This is a genomic window from Chryseobacterium sp. WG23, from assembly GCF_024586575.1.
Classification (GTDB): Bacteria; Bacteroidota; Bacteroidia; order Flavobacteriales; family Weeksellaceae; genus Chryseobacterium.
This window is the reverse complement of sequence record NZ_JALCZE010000007.1, coordinates 163,952-180,808: the sequence shown is the minus strand read 5'-3', so window position 1 is coordinate 180,808 and position 16,857 is coordinate 163,952. Positions and strand designations below refer to the sequence as shown.

The 16,857-nt window shown below is 37.1% G+C and carries 12 protein-coding genes and 7 tRNA genes; 11 read left to right on the top strand and 8 right to left on the bottom strand.

Annotation, left to right across the window (positions count from 1 at the left end):
• Positions 1–179: 179 nt before the first annotated feature.
• The 4 genes from MP477_RS12590 to MP477_RS12575 all read right to left on the bottom strand — a co-directional run bounded on the left by MP477_RS12590 (position 180) and on the right by MP477_RS12575 (position 602).
• A tRNA-Arg gene (locus MP477_RS12590) sits at positions 180–253 on the bottom strand.
• 14 nt (positions 254–267) lie between these two features.
• Positions 268–342, bottom strand: a tRNA-Pro gene (locus MP477_RS12585).
• A gap of 97 nt (positions 343–439) precedes the next feature.
• Positions 440–513, bottom strand: a tRNA-Arg gene (locus MP477_RS12580).
• A gap of 14 nt (positions 514–527) precedes the next feature.
• Positions 528–602 (bottom strand) — tRNA-Pro (locus MP477_RS12575).
• A 491-nt stretch (positions 603–1,093) separates the two neighbouring features.
• Between MP477_RS12575 and MP477_RS12570 the strand changes: the two genes are divergently transcribed.
• Complete coding sequence (locus MP477_RS12570) at positions 1,094–1,618, top strand: thermonuclease family protein (RefSeq protein ID WP_230036979.1); 525 nt, start codon at positions 1,094–1,096, stop codon at positions 1,616–1,618.
• A gap of 313 nt (positions 1,619–1,931) precedes the next feature.
• Here MP477_RS12570 and MP477_RS12565 read toward each other — a convergent pair whose 3' ends face one another.
• Positions 1,932–2,612, bottom strand: a complete 681-nt coding sequence (locus MP477_RS12565; protein ID WP_257190703.1) for a hypothetical protein — start codon at positions 2,610–2,612, stop codon at positions 1,932–1,934.
• 447 nt (positions 2,613–3,059) lie between these two features.
• Here MP477_RS12565 and MP477_RS12560 point away from each other — a divergent pair, with 447 nt between their 5' ends.
• The 3 genes from MP477_RS12560 (at position 3,060) to MP477_RS12550 (ending at position 5,600) form a co-directional block, all read left to right on the top strand.
• A complete protein-coding gene (locus MP477_RS12560) occupies positions 3,060–3,938 on the top strand; it encodes a C1 family peptidase (protein ID WP_257190702.1) in 879 nt (292 codons plus the stop codon).
• A gap of 337 nt (positions 3,939–4,275) precedes the next feature.
• Positions 4,276–4,863, top strand: a complete 588-nt coding sequence (locus MP477_RS12555; protein WP_257190701.1) for a Crp/Fnr family transcriptional regulator — start codon at positions 4,276–4,278, stop codon at positions 4,861–4,863.
• A gap of 53 nt (positions 4,864–4,916) precedes the next feature.
• Positions 4,917–5,600 carry an MBL fold metallo-hydrolase gene (locus tag MP477_RS12550; protein WP_257190700.1) on the top strand — a complete coding sequence of 228 codons (684 nt, stop codon included), beginning with the start codon at positions 4,917–4,919 and terminating at the stop codon, positions 5,598–5,600.
• 405 nt (positions 5,601–6,005) lie between these two features.
• On the opposite strand, the gene MP477_RS12545 is transcribed toward MP477_RS12550, so the two are convergent.
• From MP477_RS12545 to MP477_RS12535, 3 genes are all read right to left on the bottom strand, one after another.
• Positions 6,006–6,079: transfer RNA gene (locus MP477_RS12545), tRNA-Arg, on the bottom strand.
• 42 nt (positions 6,080–6,121) lie between these two features.
• Positions 6,122–6,196: transfer RNA gene (locus MP477_RS12540), tRNA-Pro, on the bottom strand.
• A 14-nt stretch (positions 6,197–6,210) separates the two neighbouring features.
• Positions 6,211–6,295: transfer RNA gene (locus MP477_RS12535), tRNA-Ser, on the bottom strand.
• A gap of 135 nt (positions 6,296–6,430) precedes the next feature.
• Between MP477_RS12535 and MP477_RS12530 the strand changes: the two genes are divergently transcribed.
• From MP477_RS12530 to MP477_RS12500, 7 genes are all read left to right on the top strand, one after another.
• A complete protein-coding gene (locus MP477_RS12530; protein ID WP_257190699.1) occupies positions 6,431–7,456 on the top strand; it encodes an N-acetylmuramoyl-L-alanine amidase in 1,026 nt (341 codons plus the stop codon).
• Positions 7,457–7,529: 73 nt separating this feature from the next.
• Positions 7,530–8,930 carry an aspartate ammonia-lyase gene (aspA, locus tag MP477_RS12525; protein WP_257190698.1) on the top strand — a complete coding sequence of 467 codons (1,401 nt, stop codon included), beginning with the start codon at positions 7,530–7,532 and terminating at the stop codon, positions 8,928–8,930.
• 30 nt (positions 8,931–8,960) lie between these two features.
• Entirely contained in the window at positions 8,961–9,863 is a 903-nt protein-coding gene (locus tag MP477_RS12520) for a glycosyltransferase family 2 protein (protein WP_230036964.1), read from the top strand.
• Positions 9,864–9,960: 97 nt separating this feature from the next.
• Positions 9,961–11,007 carry a hypothetical protein gene (locus MP477_RS12515; RefSeq protein WP_257190697.1) on the top strand — a complete coding sequence of 349 codons (1,047 nt, stop codon included), beginning with the start codon at positions 9,961–9,963 and terminating at the stop codon, positions 11,005–11,007.
• Between the two features lie 212 nt (positions 11,008–11,219).
• The gene (locus MP477_RS12510; protein ID WP_257190696.1) at positions 11,220–13,916 is read left to right on the top strand and encodes a TonB-dependent siderophore receptor; all 2,697 of its coding nucleotides are present in this window, start codon (positions 11,220–11,222) and stop codon (positions 13,914–13,916) included.
• Between the two features lie 18 nt (positions 13,917–13,934).
• On the top strand, positions 13,935–15,278 hold the full coding sequence (locus MP477_RS12505; protein ID WP_257190695.1) for a DUF4876 domain-containing protein: 1,344 nt from the start codon (positions 13,935–13,937) through the stop codon (positions 15,276–15,278).
• Entirely contained in the window at positions 15,268–16,857 is a 1,590-nt protein-coding gene (locus MP477_RS12500) for a DUF6850 family outer membrane beta-barrel protein (RefSeq protein ID WP_257190694.1), read from the top strand. Before MP477_RS12505 ends, MP477_RS12500 begins: the two co-directional genes overlap by 11 nt.

The window sequence follows — 16,857 nt, the reverse complement described above, 5'->3', positions numbered from 1 at the left end:
TAAAATCAAACATAATAAAAATATAACTTTGCGTCAGAGAAAAACTGTACTGATGTAAGTTTATGTTCCCTTTCACCAAAAAAACTTTTGCATCTGCTCCACTATTCCTCAAAGGACAGTAAAAGAAAGGATTGTTATATAAACAAAAAAGAACCCATAATTTCTTATGAGTTCTTTAGTGAGCGCGAAAGGATTCGAACCTTTGACCGTCTGCTTAGAAGGCAGATGCTCTATCCAGCTGAGCTACGCACCCTTGAATTTAAAAAGTCGGGGCGGCAGGATTCGAACCTGCGACCTCCTGGTCCCAAACCAGGCGCGATGACCGGACTACGCTACGCCCCGATTGATGATCATCTTAAATTACCTTGTGATTGCAGTTGCAAAGATACAAAGCTTTTTTGTGAAATAAAAGAACCCGCCATTTTCTGTGAGTTCATTGTGAGCGCGAAAGGATTCGAACCTTTGACCGTCTGCTTAGAAGGCAGATGCTCTATCCAGCTGAGCTACGCACCCTTGAATTTAAAAAGTCGGGGCGGCAGGATTCGAACCTGCGACCTCCTGGTCCCAAACCAGGCGCGATGACCGGACTACGCTACGCCCCGATTGATAGTCATCTCTAACGAATTTTACTTCGTTTTTGCGGTTGCAAAGGTACAATACTTTATCAAATAAAAAAATAAAATGAAGGATAAATTTTTATTAATTTTCAGGTGCACTTTTTTGTTTATTTTAGATTGTTAATAACCATTGAGTTATATGGGCGGATGAAAATCTGCTTTTCTAATCTTTTTCTCTTTGCTGTACGTCTTAAACTACTTTTTAATAGAAAAACGTTAATACAGTTAATAAGAAATTTTATAGAATATATAATCTTACATTAGAAAAAGCAAAACTATCAAAAAATTCCGAATTTTCGTATTTCAGGAGTAAATATCCAAACAGAAACCTGATATTCTAATCAATGATTTTAAATCTTCCTGATTCTTTGCATATTGTAAAAAAAGATAAGATTAGATAATAAAAAAAATTAAAAATACTCTTGAAGATACGATGAATTATAGGTTTTCAGAGCTCTTATTGCTATCTTTAACCCATGAAACGATTGATATTAGCATGCCTCTTTTTTCCACTGCTTGGTTTCTCTCAAAACAGTGGAAAAGTAATAAAAATTTCAGATGGAGATACCATTACTATTCTTTTAAAAGGAAACCTGCAAAAAAAACTTCGGCTTGCTGAAGTTGACTGTCCGGAGAAAGGACAGCCGTTCGGTAAAAATGCAAGACAATTCACCTCAGATCAGGTGTTTGGTAAGACTGTTAATTTTGTGGAAACCAATACCGACCGGTATGGACGTTCTATTGCAAAAGTATACTATGATAACGGTAAATACCTTTCAAAAGAGCTTATAAAGGCAGGTTTCGGATGGTGGTATTTCTCCTATTCAAAAGATACTGCTTTGGGAGAGCTGCAGGATACTGCACAGCGTAAAAAAGTTGGTCTTTGGCAGGATAACCGTGCTGTGGCTCCCTGGGAATATAGAAAAATGAAACGGGAAGAATCTAAAAATAGAAAATATGAAGCTTCCAAAACTAAAATAAAAATAAAAGAAGCTGCCTGATAGTAATAAAAACAGCCTTAGAATCATGAATTCTAAGGCTGTTTTATGAAATGTAAATTTATGTTCAATGCAATATATCTAGACCATATGGAGCTTTATCCCGCTATCCACTCATACTCCTCACGCCTCCGCTGAAAAAGCCTGGCTTGTTGCGGGGTAACCGTTTCTATCGGGGCTAGGGTAGAGGTACGGATAGCAAAGGATCAATGATAAAATACCTGAAATATGATCCGGAATTAAAATCACATCACTCCATGCATTTTCTATTTTCTTGGTATCTCAATAGTCATGAGAAATTGTAGAGGCCTTTGTCTTAATAATATTCAAATTTCCTTTCTATTTTCTGTTGTAACGTTCCATGGTCATCAACTAATTCTTCATAAACAGAATTGGCGTATGGGTCGAGCTTTACATTTTTATAAATAATCTTAAACTTTTTATGATTAATTAAATCTTCAAAAAGCATTTCATTTTTTACTGAATTGATATAAGTATAAGAAATGGTGTTATTAATAGGTCTGCCATTAAAATTCCCGGCTTCTTCTGTTTTTATAAGGCGGTTATTTTTGTCAAAATAAAATAGTTTGTTAAGCGATGTACTGTCAACATTAAAATTTGAAACTCTCTTATATAAAGAATCAGAAATTTTTTCAAAATAGCCCTTACCTTCTATCTTCTTATTTTCAGGATTGATAGTTTCGAAATAGCGTTTAGCTTTACCCTGTGATTTATATTGTGTAATATCACTTATAAACCTTTTATCAGGGAATTCGCTTTTGGCTAAATTAAAAGATTCAATTTTTGTCAGAAAGCCGTCTTTGTCAAAATAAGAAATGCTTTTATCAATATTTTGATTTGAAAAAGTGATGATCTCTGTAATTTTTTTGGGATGGCCTGAATAGTTAGAAAATTTCAGATCATTAATGATTGATTTTTCCTGACAGCTTACAAGGGTATATAATAAAATAAATAAATAGCTAAGTTGTATTTTCATATTCTAAGCGCTATAGTGTTCTCAAATTTTGCCAGCTCTCAAATATAAGCAAGTCTTCCTGATAAAAAGAAAAATGAACTTTGAAATTACAGCAACATATTTTTGTTACTTCTGTAAATACCTATTTGAGTTTGTGGTGAGCGAGAAAGGGGTATTCTCAAGCGCTCTATAGCTGACCCAAATGCAAACAGATTATAAAAAAGATAAAAGTAAAAGTGTTACGAATTAACGGTTAATTGAATAATTAATAAAGATGCCGTATAAAAATTCTAAATATTTATTGATTCAAAGAAAAAAATTCCATTTTTTACGTTTTCAACTTATAAATTGCTTTTTGTTTATAAATAATTCATTAAAAAATTACTTTAATTGAAAAATAAATAATAATTTATCATAAATCTTTGAAAATAGTATATATATTTATTCTCTAAAAATATTTATAGTATTATGAAAAATTTAAAACTTATTATTGCAGCAGTAGGGATATTTTCTATTTCCTCCTGTACCAATTCTTCTGAACAAAGTAATTTAGCTGATATCCCGGATTCCTCTAAGCAGTATGCATTAGGTGCAAAATTTGTTGATTCAAAAACATATGAGTCTTTTCAGAAAGTGGATGTTAATGCTTTGGCAATGAAATACCTTGGGAAAAGTGCCACTTCAGTACAAGCTGCTTTACCATCTAGTTTTACTATTGCGGGTTCTGCAATTGGCGATCAGGGTAGTGAGGGATCATGTGTTGCCTGGGCAACAGCTTATGCAGCAGCAAGTGCTTTGGAATATAACTTTAAAGGTGTTACAGAACCTAGAAGTCCCGAATATGTGTATAATCAGATTAAAATAGGTGATTGTTCAGGTGGAACTTATGTTAGCTATGGATTAGACTTAATAAAAAATCAAGGGGTATGCAGCTGGTCGGAAATGCCTTATACAGATGCGGAATGTTCAACACAGCCTAATGCTACACAAAAACAGGCAGCAAGTGCACATAAATTCACGACTTGGGCTACTGTAAACAAAACTGATTTAACCAATATAAAAACATTACTAAGCATGAAGCTTCCGATAATCATAGGAATAACTGTGGATCAAAGTTTCTATAATATGTCTTCTACAGGATGGGTTTGGAAATCACATTCTGGGAAAGTGTATGGTGGACATGCAATTTGTGTGATAGGGTATGATGACGCTAAACAAGCCTTTAAAGTACAGAATTCTTGGGGTTCATCTTGGGGAAGTAATGGTTATTTTTGGATTGACTATTCCTTTTTTGCAAAAACAACTAAAGGTGCTATTAATGAATCTTATGTAGCATATGTACAATAATAAGAATAAATAATATGGCCTGAATTCGGGTCAGGTATCATTTAAAATGGATGACCGTCATTGCTTGTTAAGTTTAATGACGGTTTTTTTATAATGCACTTGACGGCTAAGCTTCCATAATGTTAATTATAAAGATATGACCTTCTGTGTCAGTCTGTTTTATCTGGCAATTACCTCTAGCTCGTTGTTTACTAAAAAGGCTGCAGATGCAGCCTTTTTTAGAATGTACAATAATTGTTGGTTTTGAATGTACAATAATTGTTAGATTTGGATGTTGGATTTGGTATCTATCCACAGGCAGTTAAAAAAAGAAAATAAAAGGACGAAAGATTGCGAAATGACTGACATATTTGAAAATTATCTATCCTCAACAGGAGGACTGTCTGCCGGGGAAATCAACTTTTCTGCACAGTTCTTCAAACCGGTCCGCTTAAAAAAAGGTGATTTTTTTATTCGTGAGGATGAATCCTGCCGTCATATTGGATTTATCGCCAGTGGCGCTGTAAAAGCATATGCTGTCGACAAAGAAGGAAAGGAAAATATAACCTGCTTCAAGTTTGAAAATGAATTTGTCACCTCGTTTTCGGAGTTTGTGGCACAGGAAAAATCCAGAAGGAGTATCAGGACTATAGAAGACAGCATAATCTACAGGATAAACTACCCGGACTATCAGCATCTGCTTGGCCAGGTGACCGCTTGGAACGGATTGATAAAGTCGGTGATGGAACAGGAGTATACCCAAAAGGAACGTTATCTGCTGAATTACAATAATAAATCCGCTGTGGATAAATACCGTCATGTCTTGTCTAGCGAATCGATGCTCGTTCAGCGCATAGCGACACAGGATCTGGCATCATACCTGGGCATCACACAGCGATCGCTTACACGGGCAAAAGGACAAATACACAGACCTGATCTGTTATAGGACAAATGTCCTTATGTAATCCCGATCAGTGATGTAGATTTGCACGAAAAAATATGTTACATCAAATTGCTCCCGAAGTGTTTCAGGTTTCACTGATGCCACGAAACAGTATCAACTGCTATATTATCGAAGGGGTCTTGGTAGACTCCGGAATACGGAGTTCGTATACTACTATCAAGAAAGCGCTCCGGAAAATTCCCGTTTATCAACATATACTGACGCATGCGCATGCAGACCATCAGGGCTGTAGCGATCAGATATGCGCTGAGTTCGTCATACCCTTACTCTGTCATCCCGACGAAGTTTTTAGGACCGAAACCGGTATGGTAACCAACGACTATCCAACTCCGCAGCATTGGGTAGCAAAGCTTCAACAAAAGTATTGGGCAGGTCAGGGGCATAAAGTCGAACAGACAATCGTGGAAAACGATAGCATCGGAAACTTTCGGGTAATAGAGACGCCCGGACATTCGGCAGGTCATATTTCTTTATTCCGTGAGCGAGATGGTGTGCTGATAATCGGCGATGTAGCGACAAATATGAACCTGCTCACGACAGCGGTTGGTCTGCGGCTTCCGCCCAATATATTCACCTCAGATCAGCAGCTCAACATCAAATCGCTTCAGAAGTTAGCAAAACTGAACCCTGCTATTATCTGCTTCGGTCACGGACCGGTCATGCGAAATACAGATCGGAAGTTTGAGCAGTTTGTGGCCAAATGCAGCGCGGCTATTTAAAAATAGTCGTGCTGTAATAATTACGGGAATAATATGTAAAGCGAGCCAAGAATGAATCGATTAGAAATCGATTTTGATGAAGCTAACTTTTTATATCGCTTATTCAGCGATAAAGTCGCCTTTCTTTACTTTTCTTAAAAATAGAACATCCGAATGATTATTCCTTTGCCTGAAATAAAAGGTTATTTCCATCCTATTTTCAAGTCAAATATAAAAATCACATATTTTATACATAGATTTTTGAATATCATCCAAACAAGAAGTTTAGATTTAACCCAATTTGCTTAGTCCCCAAGTTTATAACCTGATCCATTTTTCTAAGGTTTGAGAATAAAGTATGCAACAGAGTAGTACATGAAGCTAATATAAAACAAAAAACTCACAATAAAAATTGTGAGTTCGTTGTGAGCGCGAAAGGATTCGAACCTTTGACCGTCTGCTTAGAAGGCAGATGCTCTATCCAGCTGAGCTACGCACCCTTAAAAGTTGTTTTTGCTTATCGAATAAGCTTCATTAAAAAGTCGGGGCGGCAGGATTCGAACCTGCGACCTCCTGGTCCCAAACCAGGCGCGATGACCGGACTACGCTACGCCCCGAGATATATAGAATGCGGAGGGTAAGGGATTCGAACCCTTGCGACACTTTCGCGTCGACAGTTTAGCAAACTGCTCCATTAACCACTCTGGCAACCCTCCTTTTTGTTTATTTTTTAATGATCGTTGTTCCGTTATTGCGAGTGCAAATATAGAATAGATTTCTTTATTTACCAAATAAAATTCAAGAAAAATTTATGTATTTTTGAGGTAATAAATCATTAAAAAACTGAACAAATGCGTAAGACATTATATATCATCGGATTAAGCACTTTTGTTTTTTCATGTACTTCTCAGCAAAATGTGAAAAAAAATACTTACAAACCGAAAACCCCCGTATCACAGCCTAAACTGGTCGTTAAAACAGCAAGTCCCGAAGCTCCAAAACCAAAAATTGTTTCAGACCGTGGAATAGAATTTTTCACTACCAATATAGCAGACCCGGCAAAAAATGATAATACGGCAAGTTATGGTTCAATTGTTTCTGCAAAACCAGCCGGATATAAAGTGGTAAAGACTTATTTTCCTGCTATTGCGCAAAACTTCAGACAGCGTTATTTAATATTACATTATACAGCACTTCCGGATGATAAATCGATTACAGTACTTACCCAGCAGGCTGTGAGCGCCCATTATCTGGTAAACAATACCGGAGATAATGAGATCTATCAGCTTGTAGATGAAAACAAACGTTCTTATCATGCGGGAGTAAGCGCATGGAGAAATGATAAAAATCTTAATGATACTTCCATAGGAATAGAGATTGTAAATGCCGGATATACTACAGATGCAACCGGGAAAAGAATATTTGCAACGTTTAGTGATGAGCAGGTGAGAAAAGTAGCTGCTTTGGCAAAAGATATTGTAACCAGATATCAGATTCCGGCCACCAATGTTCTGGCTCATTCGGATATTGCCCCTACCAGAAAACAGGATCCCGGCCCAATGTTTCCATGGAAAAAACTATATGATGAGTATCAGCTGGGAATGTGGTATGATGAAACGGCAAAACAGAATTTCTTTACTATCGCACAGGCAGATTTTGCAACAAGATATATTGATTCATCTTTTATTTTTCAGACACAGACTGCATTGCAGAAATTTGGGTATGCACTAGATCTTAGCGGAAAATGGGATGATGCAACCAAGAAAACCATTGAAGCCTTCCAGTACCATTACCGTCCTCAAAATTATGACGGAATCATGGATGCCGAAACATGGTCTATACTGCAGGCGTTAATTCAAAAATATCCCGTAAAATAAAGTCAAATTAAAACGCATCGGTTAGATGCGTTTTTGCTATCTTTAAACCATCAAAAACAGTAAAATATCTGTAATGGAAAATTTCAGGAAAGAGAGCGATCTGTTAGGGGAACTTAATGTACCTTTAGACGCTTATTATGGGGTTCAGACACAAAGAGCAATCAACAATTTTAAAATTTCAGGACAGCTTTTGTCTTCATACCCGGATTTTATTAAAGGCTTAGCTTTTGTAAAAAAAGCAGCTGCAAAAACCAACTATGAATTGGGGCTGCTTGAAGAAAGCCTGTATTTTAAAATAGCAGAAGCTTGTGACGAAATCGTAGATGGAAAATATCACGATCAGTTTCCGGTAGATATGATCCAGGGCGGGGCAGGAACTTCAATCAATATGAATGCGAATGAAGTAATTGCCAATATCGTGTTGGAAAAATTAGGAAAAAACAAAGGAGAATATGAATTCTGCTCTCCAAATGATCATATCAACCTTTCTCAATCCACCAATGATGCCTATCCTACTGCTATTAAAATGGGATTATTGCACATGAATATCGGGTTGGTAGAAAGGCTTGAGAAAATTGTGGCGGCTTTCCGTGCTAAAGGAGTAGAATTCCAGGATGTCATCAAAATGGGACGTACCCAGCTTCAGGATGCTGTACCCATGACATTGGGACAGGAATTTGAAGCCTATGCAGCTACACTGGAAGAAGATATCTCTAAATTGAATAATAACGCCAGCCTTTTTGTAGAGGTAAATATGGGGGCCACAGCCATTGGGACAGGATTAAATGCTCCGGTAGGCTATGCAACCCTTTGTGCTAAGAATCTGGCCCAAATCACCGGGTTCCCGATTATTTCGGCACCGGATCTTGTAGAAGCTACACCGGATACGGGTTCTTATGTGATTTATTCATCAGCAACAAAACGCCTTGCTGTAAAATTATCAAAAATATGTAACGATTTGAGATTGCTTTCCTCAGGACCAAGAGCCGGTCTTTTTGAAATCAACCTTCCTCCAATGCAGCCGGGATCATCCATTATGCCAGGTAAAGTAAATCCTGTAATTCCGGAAGTAGTGAACCAGGTATGTTTTAAAGTATTTGGAAATGATCTTACAGTAACGTTTGCTGCAGAAGCAGGGCAATTACAGCTTAACGTAATGGAGCCGGTACTTTCTCATGCAATCATGGAAAATATCAATTTCCTTTGCAATGCTCTGGATACCCTTCGTGATAAATGTGTAGTAGGAATTACTGCCAATAAAGAAGTGTGCCTGAATATGGTAAAACACAGTATTGGTATTGTAACAGCACTTAACCCTTATATCGGTTACAAGCAGTCTACAGAGATTGCTAAAGAAGCATTATCCTCCGGAAAAAGCGTTTATAATCTTGTTTTGGAGAAAGGAATTCTTTCTCAGGAAAAATTAGATGAAATTCTGGATCCTAAAAATATGCTGAAACCGCATAACAAATAATATCAATCAATAGGTGATAAATGATGGCGATTGTTTTACATCATTTATCACTTATTATTCATCATTTATAAAATAGTAGTGAGGTTTTTAATCATCATTCCTGCCCATAACGAAGAAAATAATCTTTCATTTACTTTAGATTCTTTACAGCAGCAAAGCAGTAAAGATTTTAGAGCCGTTGTGGTTAATGACGGTTCCACAGACCGTACTGCTGAGGTTATCCGGAAATATACCGAGACTGATTCCCGTTTTGAAACCATTAGCCTTCAGAAATCTGAGCATCAGCCGGGCTCTAAAGTTGTTCATGCTTTTAAGAACGGTTTGCAGAAACAGCCTATAGATGATTTTGATATCATCTGTAAATTTGATGCCGATATCATTCTCCCTGAAAATTATCTGGAAACACTAGAAAAAGCTTTTGCCGGTAATCCTGCCTATGGATTGGTAGGTGGCTTACTGTATGTGGAGAAAGACGGACACTGGGTATACGAAGGGAACTCCAATAAAAATCATGTAAGAGGTCCAATGAAGGCCTACAGGAAGGCCTGTTTTATTCAGATCGGAGGCTTAAGGGAAACATTAGGCTGGGATAATATAGATGCTATACTCCTTGAGAACCTTGGATGGAAGGAAGTTGTTCTTCCGGAACTTCAGGTAAAGCTTATTAAAGTGAAAGGAGCCGATTATACCATACGGCCTGCCGATTACTATGGCAAATATTTTTATTTTCTGGGTTTAAACAGATTTCTGGCCTATATTGCCTCTTCCAAAGAAGCGATGAAAAGTAAATCACCATCATTTTTCTTTGACATTATTTCATCGTACGAAAGCTGCAGGGCAAAGAAAATGGAACTGAAGATCACAAAAGAAGAACAGAAGGCAGTAAATGACCAACGTTGGAAAATGCTGAAGAAAAAATGGCTTAACATGTAAGTTGAAAGATATATTCAGTAGAAACAGGCGTTAACCATTTAATAAAAAGAAAAGTCATCCGGCTTTAGTCAAGACATAAAAAGATCACCGATAATCCATGAAAAAAATTGCCTATATAGAAATAGACACCCACGCAGAAATAGCACAGTCTTTCATGGATATCATGAGGGATACTAAGGATTTTACCATAGATTATTATTTTTCAAAAAAAATTAAGGACCGGATCAGCAAAAATGAAGAAGCTGTATTTCTGTCAGACAGTTCCATGATCTTAGACCAATTAAAGGAAAAAGGATACGATCTGATTATTATTGGAACGGTTCATCGTTTTTTTAATACGTTTTTAGCCATAACAAAGAAATATAATACGGCGGTTATTGCCCATAATCTCAATTTTACCAAAGCCTCAAAGCTGGATCTGGTAAAAAGTGTCTTTAAAAAAGATGTGATGTACAGACTCAAATTATGGATGAAAGAAGGGTTGTTATATTCTTCTAAAGTATACCAGGCTTCAGGAGCACTTTTGGTTTTAGACGAGGCTATGAGTTCAGAAAAATATCAGTTTTTACCTCTTTTTTATACAAAGAATGGTCATGCTGCTGAAAACAAGGATAGGGTAGTGGTTATTCCCGGTGGTGTATCGCAGAAAAGGAGAGATTACCACTATATTTTTAAAACACTTAAAAATGCTAAGACCGATAAACCCTGTGAATTTGTATTTCTTGGAAAAGCAACAGGAAGCGAATTAAAAGATTTAGAAAGACTGTCGCAAAAATTACCGGATAATATCCGCATTACTTATTTTTCAGAAAGAGTTTCTGCTGAAGATTTTGAAAAATGGATGCAGAAAGCAGATGTTCTTTGGTGTCCTATTCAGGAACAAACGGAGTTCTTCAGTTTGAAAGAGACTTATGGGGTCACAAAAATGACCGGTAATCTCGGTGATGCTGTGGCATACGGAAAATGGGCTGTTTTCCCTGCCAGATACCCATCAAAACTAGACTTTATCATTCCTGAAAAAGGAAATATTCTGGAACAGCTGAATGAGCTTTCCTATCTTCATTTTAATTTTCAGAAGCACTATAGCAAAATAGAAATTCAGAAAAAAACAGAACAAATTTTATTCAGGCTTATTTCCAAATAACCTGGTTTGATTACAATATTTACCTATAAAAAGAAGCTCTGACTTATGTTAGAGCTTCTTTTTGTTGGGGTATTTTGGTTTTTCACAACAGGGTGTATTATTAATGATATTATATATTTTTACTATAATTATTGTAAAAATGATAAATTTCAATATTAAACTATTTTTATTTAGAAAAATTATAAATAACTTAGCGCTCTAATTATAAAAAATTGAAACGAATTGTATTAAGCACAGCCCTATTCATGGGGTCTGTTACGATTTTATGTGGTCAGGAAAAGAAGATTGACCTGAATGCCGGTACTTTTGAAGTTAAAGGTTGCAGAATGATATACGCTAATAAAGACGATATTACCTATGCAGGAGGATGTGAGGTTATTGTAAAGCAACCCGGGCAAGCTCCTAAAACTATTTTTTTAAAAAAGAATGAAAAACTTGTTGTTAAAGACGGAAAAACGGCTATTGTTTATACTGACGTTGTTTCAGATATTAGGATAGATGGAATAGAACTTACAGCCAAAAAGAAGAACTTCTCTGAAATAGAAATCAAACAGGAGGCTCTTCAGAATATACAGTCATTTTCTATTGGTGACGTCCTTCAGCAATTGCCGGGGCAGTATATACAGCCTTTTGATAATGCACAATTCAAGAATATTGTTTTTCGTACAGCAAGTGGAGCTTCGGTGACATCGAGTTCTACATCCTTAAGTGGAGATGAGGCAGGAAACAAAGCTTTTGGGGTACAGGTAATGGTGAATGACATTGCGTTGTCTAATAATGAAAATATGCAAAGCTATAATTCTGCATACGGCTCACCATTCGGACTCAACTTTACCGCCACAGCCGGAAAATCAGGTACATTGACTCCTTCACAGCCTAATTTCGGGGTTGACCTGCGCGAAATTCCTACAGAAAATATTGAAAGTATAGAAGTCATCCAGGGAATTCCTGATGCTAAATACGGAGATCTTACTTCCGGGCTGATTAAGGTGACTACATTCGCCAAAAGGTCTCCTCTGCGTTTGGATGCATCCATAAGGGAAGGTACTTATCAGCTGGGACTTACCAGAGGGTTTTCTCTGAAAAATGATCAGGCACTGAATATTTCTGCAGATTACATGAATTCTATTGTTGATCCCAGAACAAGCCTGGTAGGTTATGACAGGTTTAGCAGTAATGTTCTTTGGGGGATTAATAAAAACAGTATAAAAAATAAACTTTCTTTTGCTTTCTCTCAAAATACAAGCAATGGGAAAAGAGATCCTGATGACCTTCAGGGTATTGTAATCAGCAGTAAAAATAAAAGTTTTTCATTAAGCAATAATTTTAAATATCTTTTTAAGGGAACTAAAAAAATAGTTAGAAGTATTGGAGCAGATGTAGGACTAAGCTATGGCACTCAGCGTACGGAAAGAAAATATTTCCTGAATCAGGGAGCCCGTCCCTACGGTAATGCAATGGAAAATAGCGTGTACTATGCGCCTTATACGCCGCCAAGTTATGAAAATATGACCTATGTGGACGGAAAACCGATCAATGTTTACTTCAACACAAGTGCTGATGGTGTGTATACTACGTCTAAAAGATGGGTTCATTCCTATTCTGCGGGATTTAATTTCAGATACGGTGATAACCTTGGAAGAGGAAAATATGGTACAGCCGGACAATTCTCTACAATTGCCACTACCGGAGGAACGGCAAACGGAGTAAGAGATTATAATTATCAGGATAATGTATTGGCTAGTACGCAATACGCTTTTTATGTGCAGGATAATATTTTTAAAAGATTAAATAACAAACATGGGATAAGGGCCAATCTCGGATTGCGTTATGATATTCAGAATGGAAGATCAACCCTCTCTCCAAGGGTGAATACTTCTTACCAGATGGGGGATCTTACTTTTCGTGCCGGAGTGGGACTGACTTCCAAAGCACCTTCACTTAACCAGTTATATACAGGACCAAGGTATTTTGATATGCTGTTGGGAGATTACCGTATTCCGGGATATTACACCGTTGGAATAATGCAGACAGTGGTAACCCCCGGAGATAATGTAGACCTTAAACCTTCAAAAAGCTGGAAAACAGAATTTGGAATAGATTACAAACTGCCTTTCGCTGCCATCAACCTAACCGGATATTATAACAAACTTTTTGATGGTTTCAGTACCCTATCCGTAGCAAAAATGATGGATAAGGCTAAAGTGGAAATAACTGCAGTGGGAACCGATGTTCCTACTTTTGAGATCGTGGGTAAGGAAAAATTCCATTATTTACAAAACAGGATTATAAACGGCTATGAATCTACCGATAAAGGATTGGAGCTTATGGTATCTTTTAAAAAGATAGAAGCACTGAACCTGATAACAGGCTTTAATGCTTCCTACGTAAAGACGAAGAGTAAAAAGAATGAAGATATACCTACAATAGCAGCCCTTTCTATTCCGGACCCTGTCTTTCAGTACGGATTGTATAATGACACGTATTCCAATGCCAATATGGCAAGAGCCAGCTTTAGTTTTGATTACCACCTGCCATCTTCCGGATTGATTATAGGGCTCCGCACTGACCATTTTTTAATCGATGAAAGAATAACATCCGGCAGCAGTATTTATCCCATTGGATATATAGATTCGGAGCTTAATACGGTGATGATTCCGGAAGCGGAAAGAAGTAATCCAAAATATCAGACCCTTTTCAGAAAAGCTTCTGAAGAATCTTTATCCGGCTTGGGGAAGAAAACATTACACAATATACATCTTCGGGTTACAAAAGATTTCTTAAGCGGTTTCAGGATTTCCATATATGTCAATAATGTTTTCAACCTTAAGGCATACAATGAATACGGAACACTCTATACAAACTTTAGCCCGGCATCTTTCGGAGCTAATATTTCATATAAATTTTAATAAAAGACTTTTTGTACTATGAAAAATATAATAACTTATTTGTTTTTACCCCTTCTTATGCTTACAGGATGTAAAAGAGAAGATGATTTCGGTAGTGGGAGTGATCTTCAGCCTGTACCATTTACTATAGCCGCTAAATATGATGCAAAGTTAGATGGTAAAGAAGCTGTGAATGTCAATATCACTCTGGAAAATACCTCTACCGGAGATAAAATTATTGGAAAAACTGATATCAATGGAGAATTAAAATTCAATGCCATTCTTCCCGGAACCTATACCATTACCGCAGACATGACGATGTCTAAAGAAGATTATGAAGATATGTTTGAAATACCTACGATCAATCCTGAAGTGTATTTCGGAGGAATGCAGGAAAAAGTTATTGTTAATGTCAATGTTTCCGCAGCAGTGATCACCCTTTCTTCAGGAAGGATAGAAGATCTTGTCATCAAGCAGGTATACTATGCGGGTTCTTCTACCACTGAAGCAGCAAGCTTCAGAGACCATTTCCTGGAGATTTATAATAATTCTAATGAAATGATCTATGCTGACGGTTTATATGTGGGGCTTCTGGAAGGGAATACAAACAGTAATGTGACTTCATATACTTTATCTAACGGGCAGTATGACTGGAGTAAATCCACAGGAAACACGATCGGAGGAAGTGCCAATACGGATTTTGTATATGCCAGTACCATCATCAGAGTTCCCGGAAGCGGAAAAGAGCATCCTATCCTCCCGGGGAAAAGTATTGTAATTGCCCAGACGGCAATTAATCATAAGGCTCCGTATGATGATATTAAAGGACAGTCTGTGAGTATAAAAAAACCAGAAGAGACGGTAGATCTTAGTGGAGCGGATTTCGAAACCTACCTTGGAGATTATTTTACAGCCAATGGAGGAAGTCCTTATCTGTATGATATCCAGAATATAATGGTTCCGGATATGGAAATTGTGCATTGGGCGTTAAATTCCAAGGATATGTTACTGGGAGTTACTTCAAGACCTGCATTGATTGTTTTTAAAGCAACACCGGGAGAAATTTCTTCTTTTGCAAAAGTACCGAGTCCTAAAAATCTAAATGGGGCATTGTTCGTAAGAATTCCTAAAGAAATTATTATTGATGGGGTAGACACTACAGATAAAGAGCAGAAAGCTCCGAAAGACTTACCGGTAAGTATTGATGCTACGAGAGCTTTCATAAAAAATGATGCAGGGTCACCTTATCCGGATTACAGCTCTTATTCCATCATTCGCAAAACAAAAGAAATTATCAAAGGCAGAGTGGTTCTGGCGGATACCAATAACTCACAAAATGACTTTACAACTATAAAAGCTAACCCACGAGGAAATGCACAATAATCATAAAAACAGACTATCATTCAATAAATGTCTACTGCTATTCCTGCTGTTAATGGCGAATCAAAGCTTATTTTCCCAGGCTACGAGGCTCGATAGTATCGATATCAGTACAGTAGAAAGAAATATCAGGCTGGAAAATCCATACCTGAGCTTTTTCCATCCATTGGACTTCTCTGCTACCTCTTTTAATTATTCTGTTCACAAACAGGAATTTAAAAGAGTGCAGTCACCTGAGAAATCCGAAGGCTTTAATTTCAATTCACAAGGTGTATTTCAGCTTTCTCCGAAAGTTGCGCTTTCCGGAAGGCTTAATGCTGTCCGGGAAAAAGAACACGCTGTTCCTTTTATCTTAACAGAAGAAAGAACCACTAATCAGTCTTTTATCCATAACCCGTCCTATTTTTATGCTCCCCGGGCGGCAGATTGGTTGAAACAGGATTATAATATTTATGGAGTACTGGCATACAGGCCTTTGAATTTCCTGATTACCCAGTTGGGAGTGGAAGGTAACTTTACAAAAGCATATAGAGATGCTGATCCCCGCCCGAAAACGGACCATTATGTGTATAATGTATTTTCAAAAATCGGTCTGAACTGGAAACAGCATAGCCTTTTTGCAAAAGGAAAATATTTTAATGATTACAAGGTAAATGACATTATGTACGTCAATATGAATACCAATGTTCCTTCTAGTGACAGTGTATATATCCGCTATAATGAAGGATATGGAAATCAGTACAAGGGAACACTGTATTCTTCAACCGAATATAAGTCTGACGGTTATATCTGGGGAGGCGAATATGCATTCAATAACAGGAATATTCACTTCAGTGCCGGATATGATTATCAGTATTCTATTGAGCGGTTTTATAAAATATACACTTACAAAGATACAGACAATCAGAGTTATAGAGTTTATGATAAATATTCAGGATTAAGAACCGATAAGCATAGTATGTATGCGAACTTTTTGGGGAAATTTAATGGATATAACTGGGCTTCGAGACTCGATTTCTGGGACCAGCTGGATGATAATTTCAATTATGAACTTAAATACAGAACCTATAGGCTGCATCAGTACCAGCTGGGATGGAATAACAATCTGAGCTGGTTTAATTCAAAAAATGAATCTCAGAAAATTCGTCTGGATTTGTTGTATGGACAGAATAGTGTGAAGGATATTTCGGTTGTCCTGAACCGGGAAATTAATTATTTTCAGTACCATCTGGGATATGAAAAGGAATTCCGTATCAATTCCGATGATAAACTGGCGCTGGGAGTGGATCAGTATCTCTACCTTCCTGTTCATAAAAGCTTTGAATATACTCCTTATGAGAGTAGTAAAGAAAATATATTTGTACAGAGAATTGCCATACCGGATTATGCTTATGATGCTTCCGAAAAACTGGGGCTTACGCTTAATCTGAAATATAAAATGAACAGGGGAAAGATCCGATATGAAATGGAAGGAGTTTTAACACAAAACTGGCTGGCTGCCAATCAGTATAAACAAGCGGTACCTGGTTATAATGGGAATGCGAACTTTATTGCTAGTTTTGCACTGAAAGTATTTTATTAA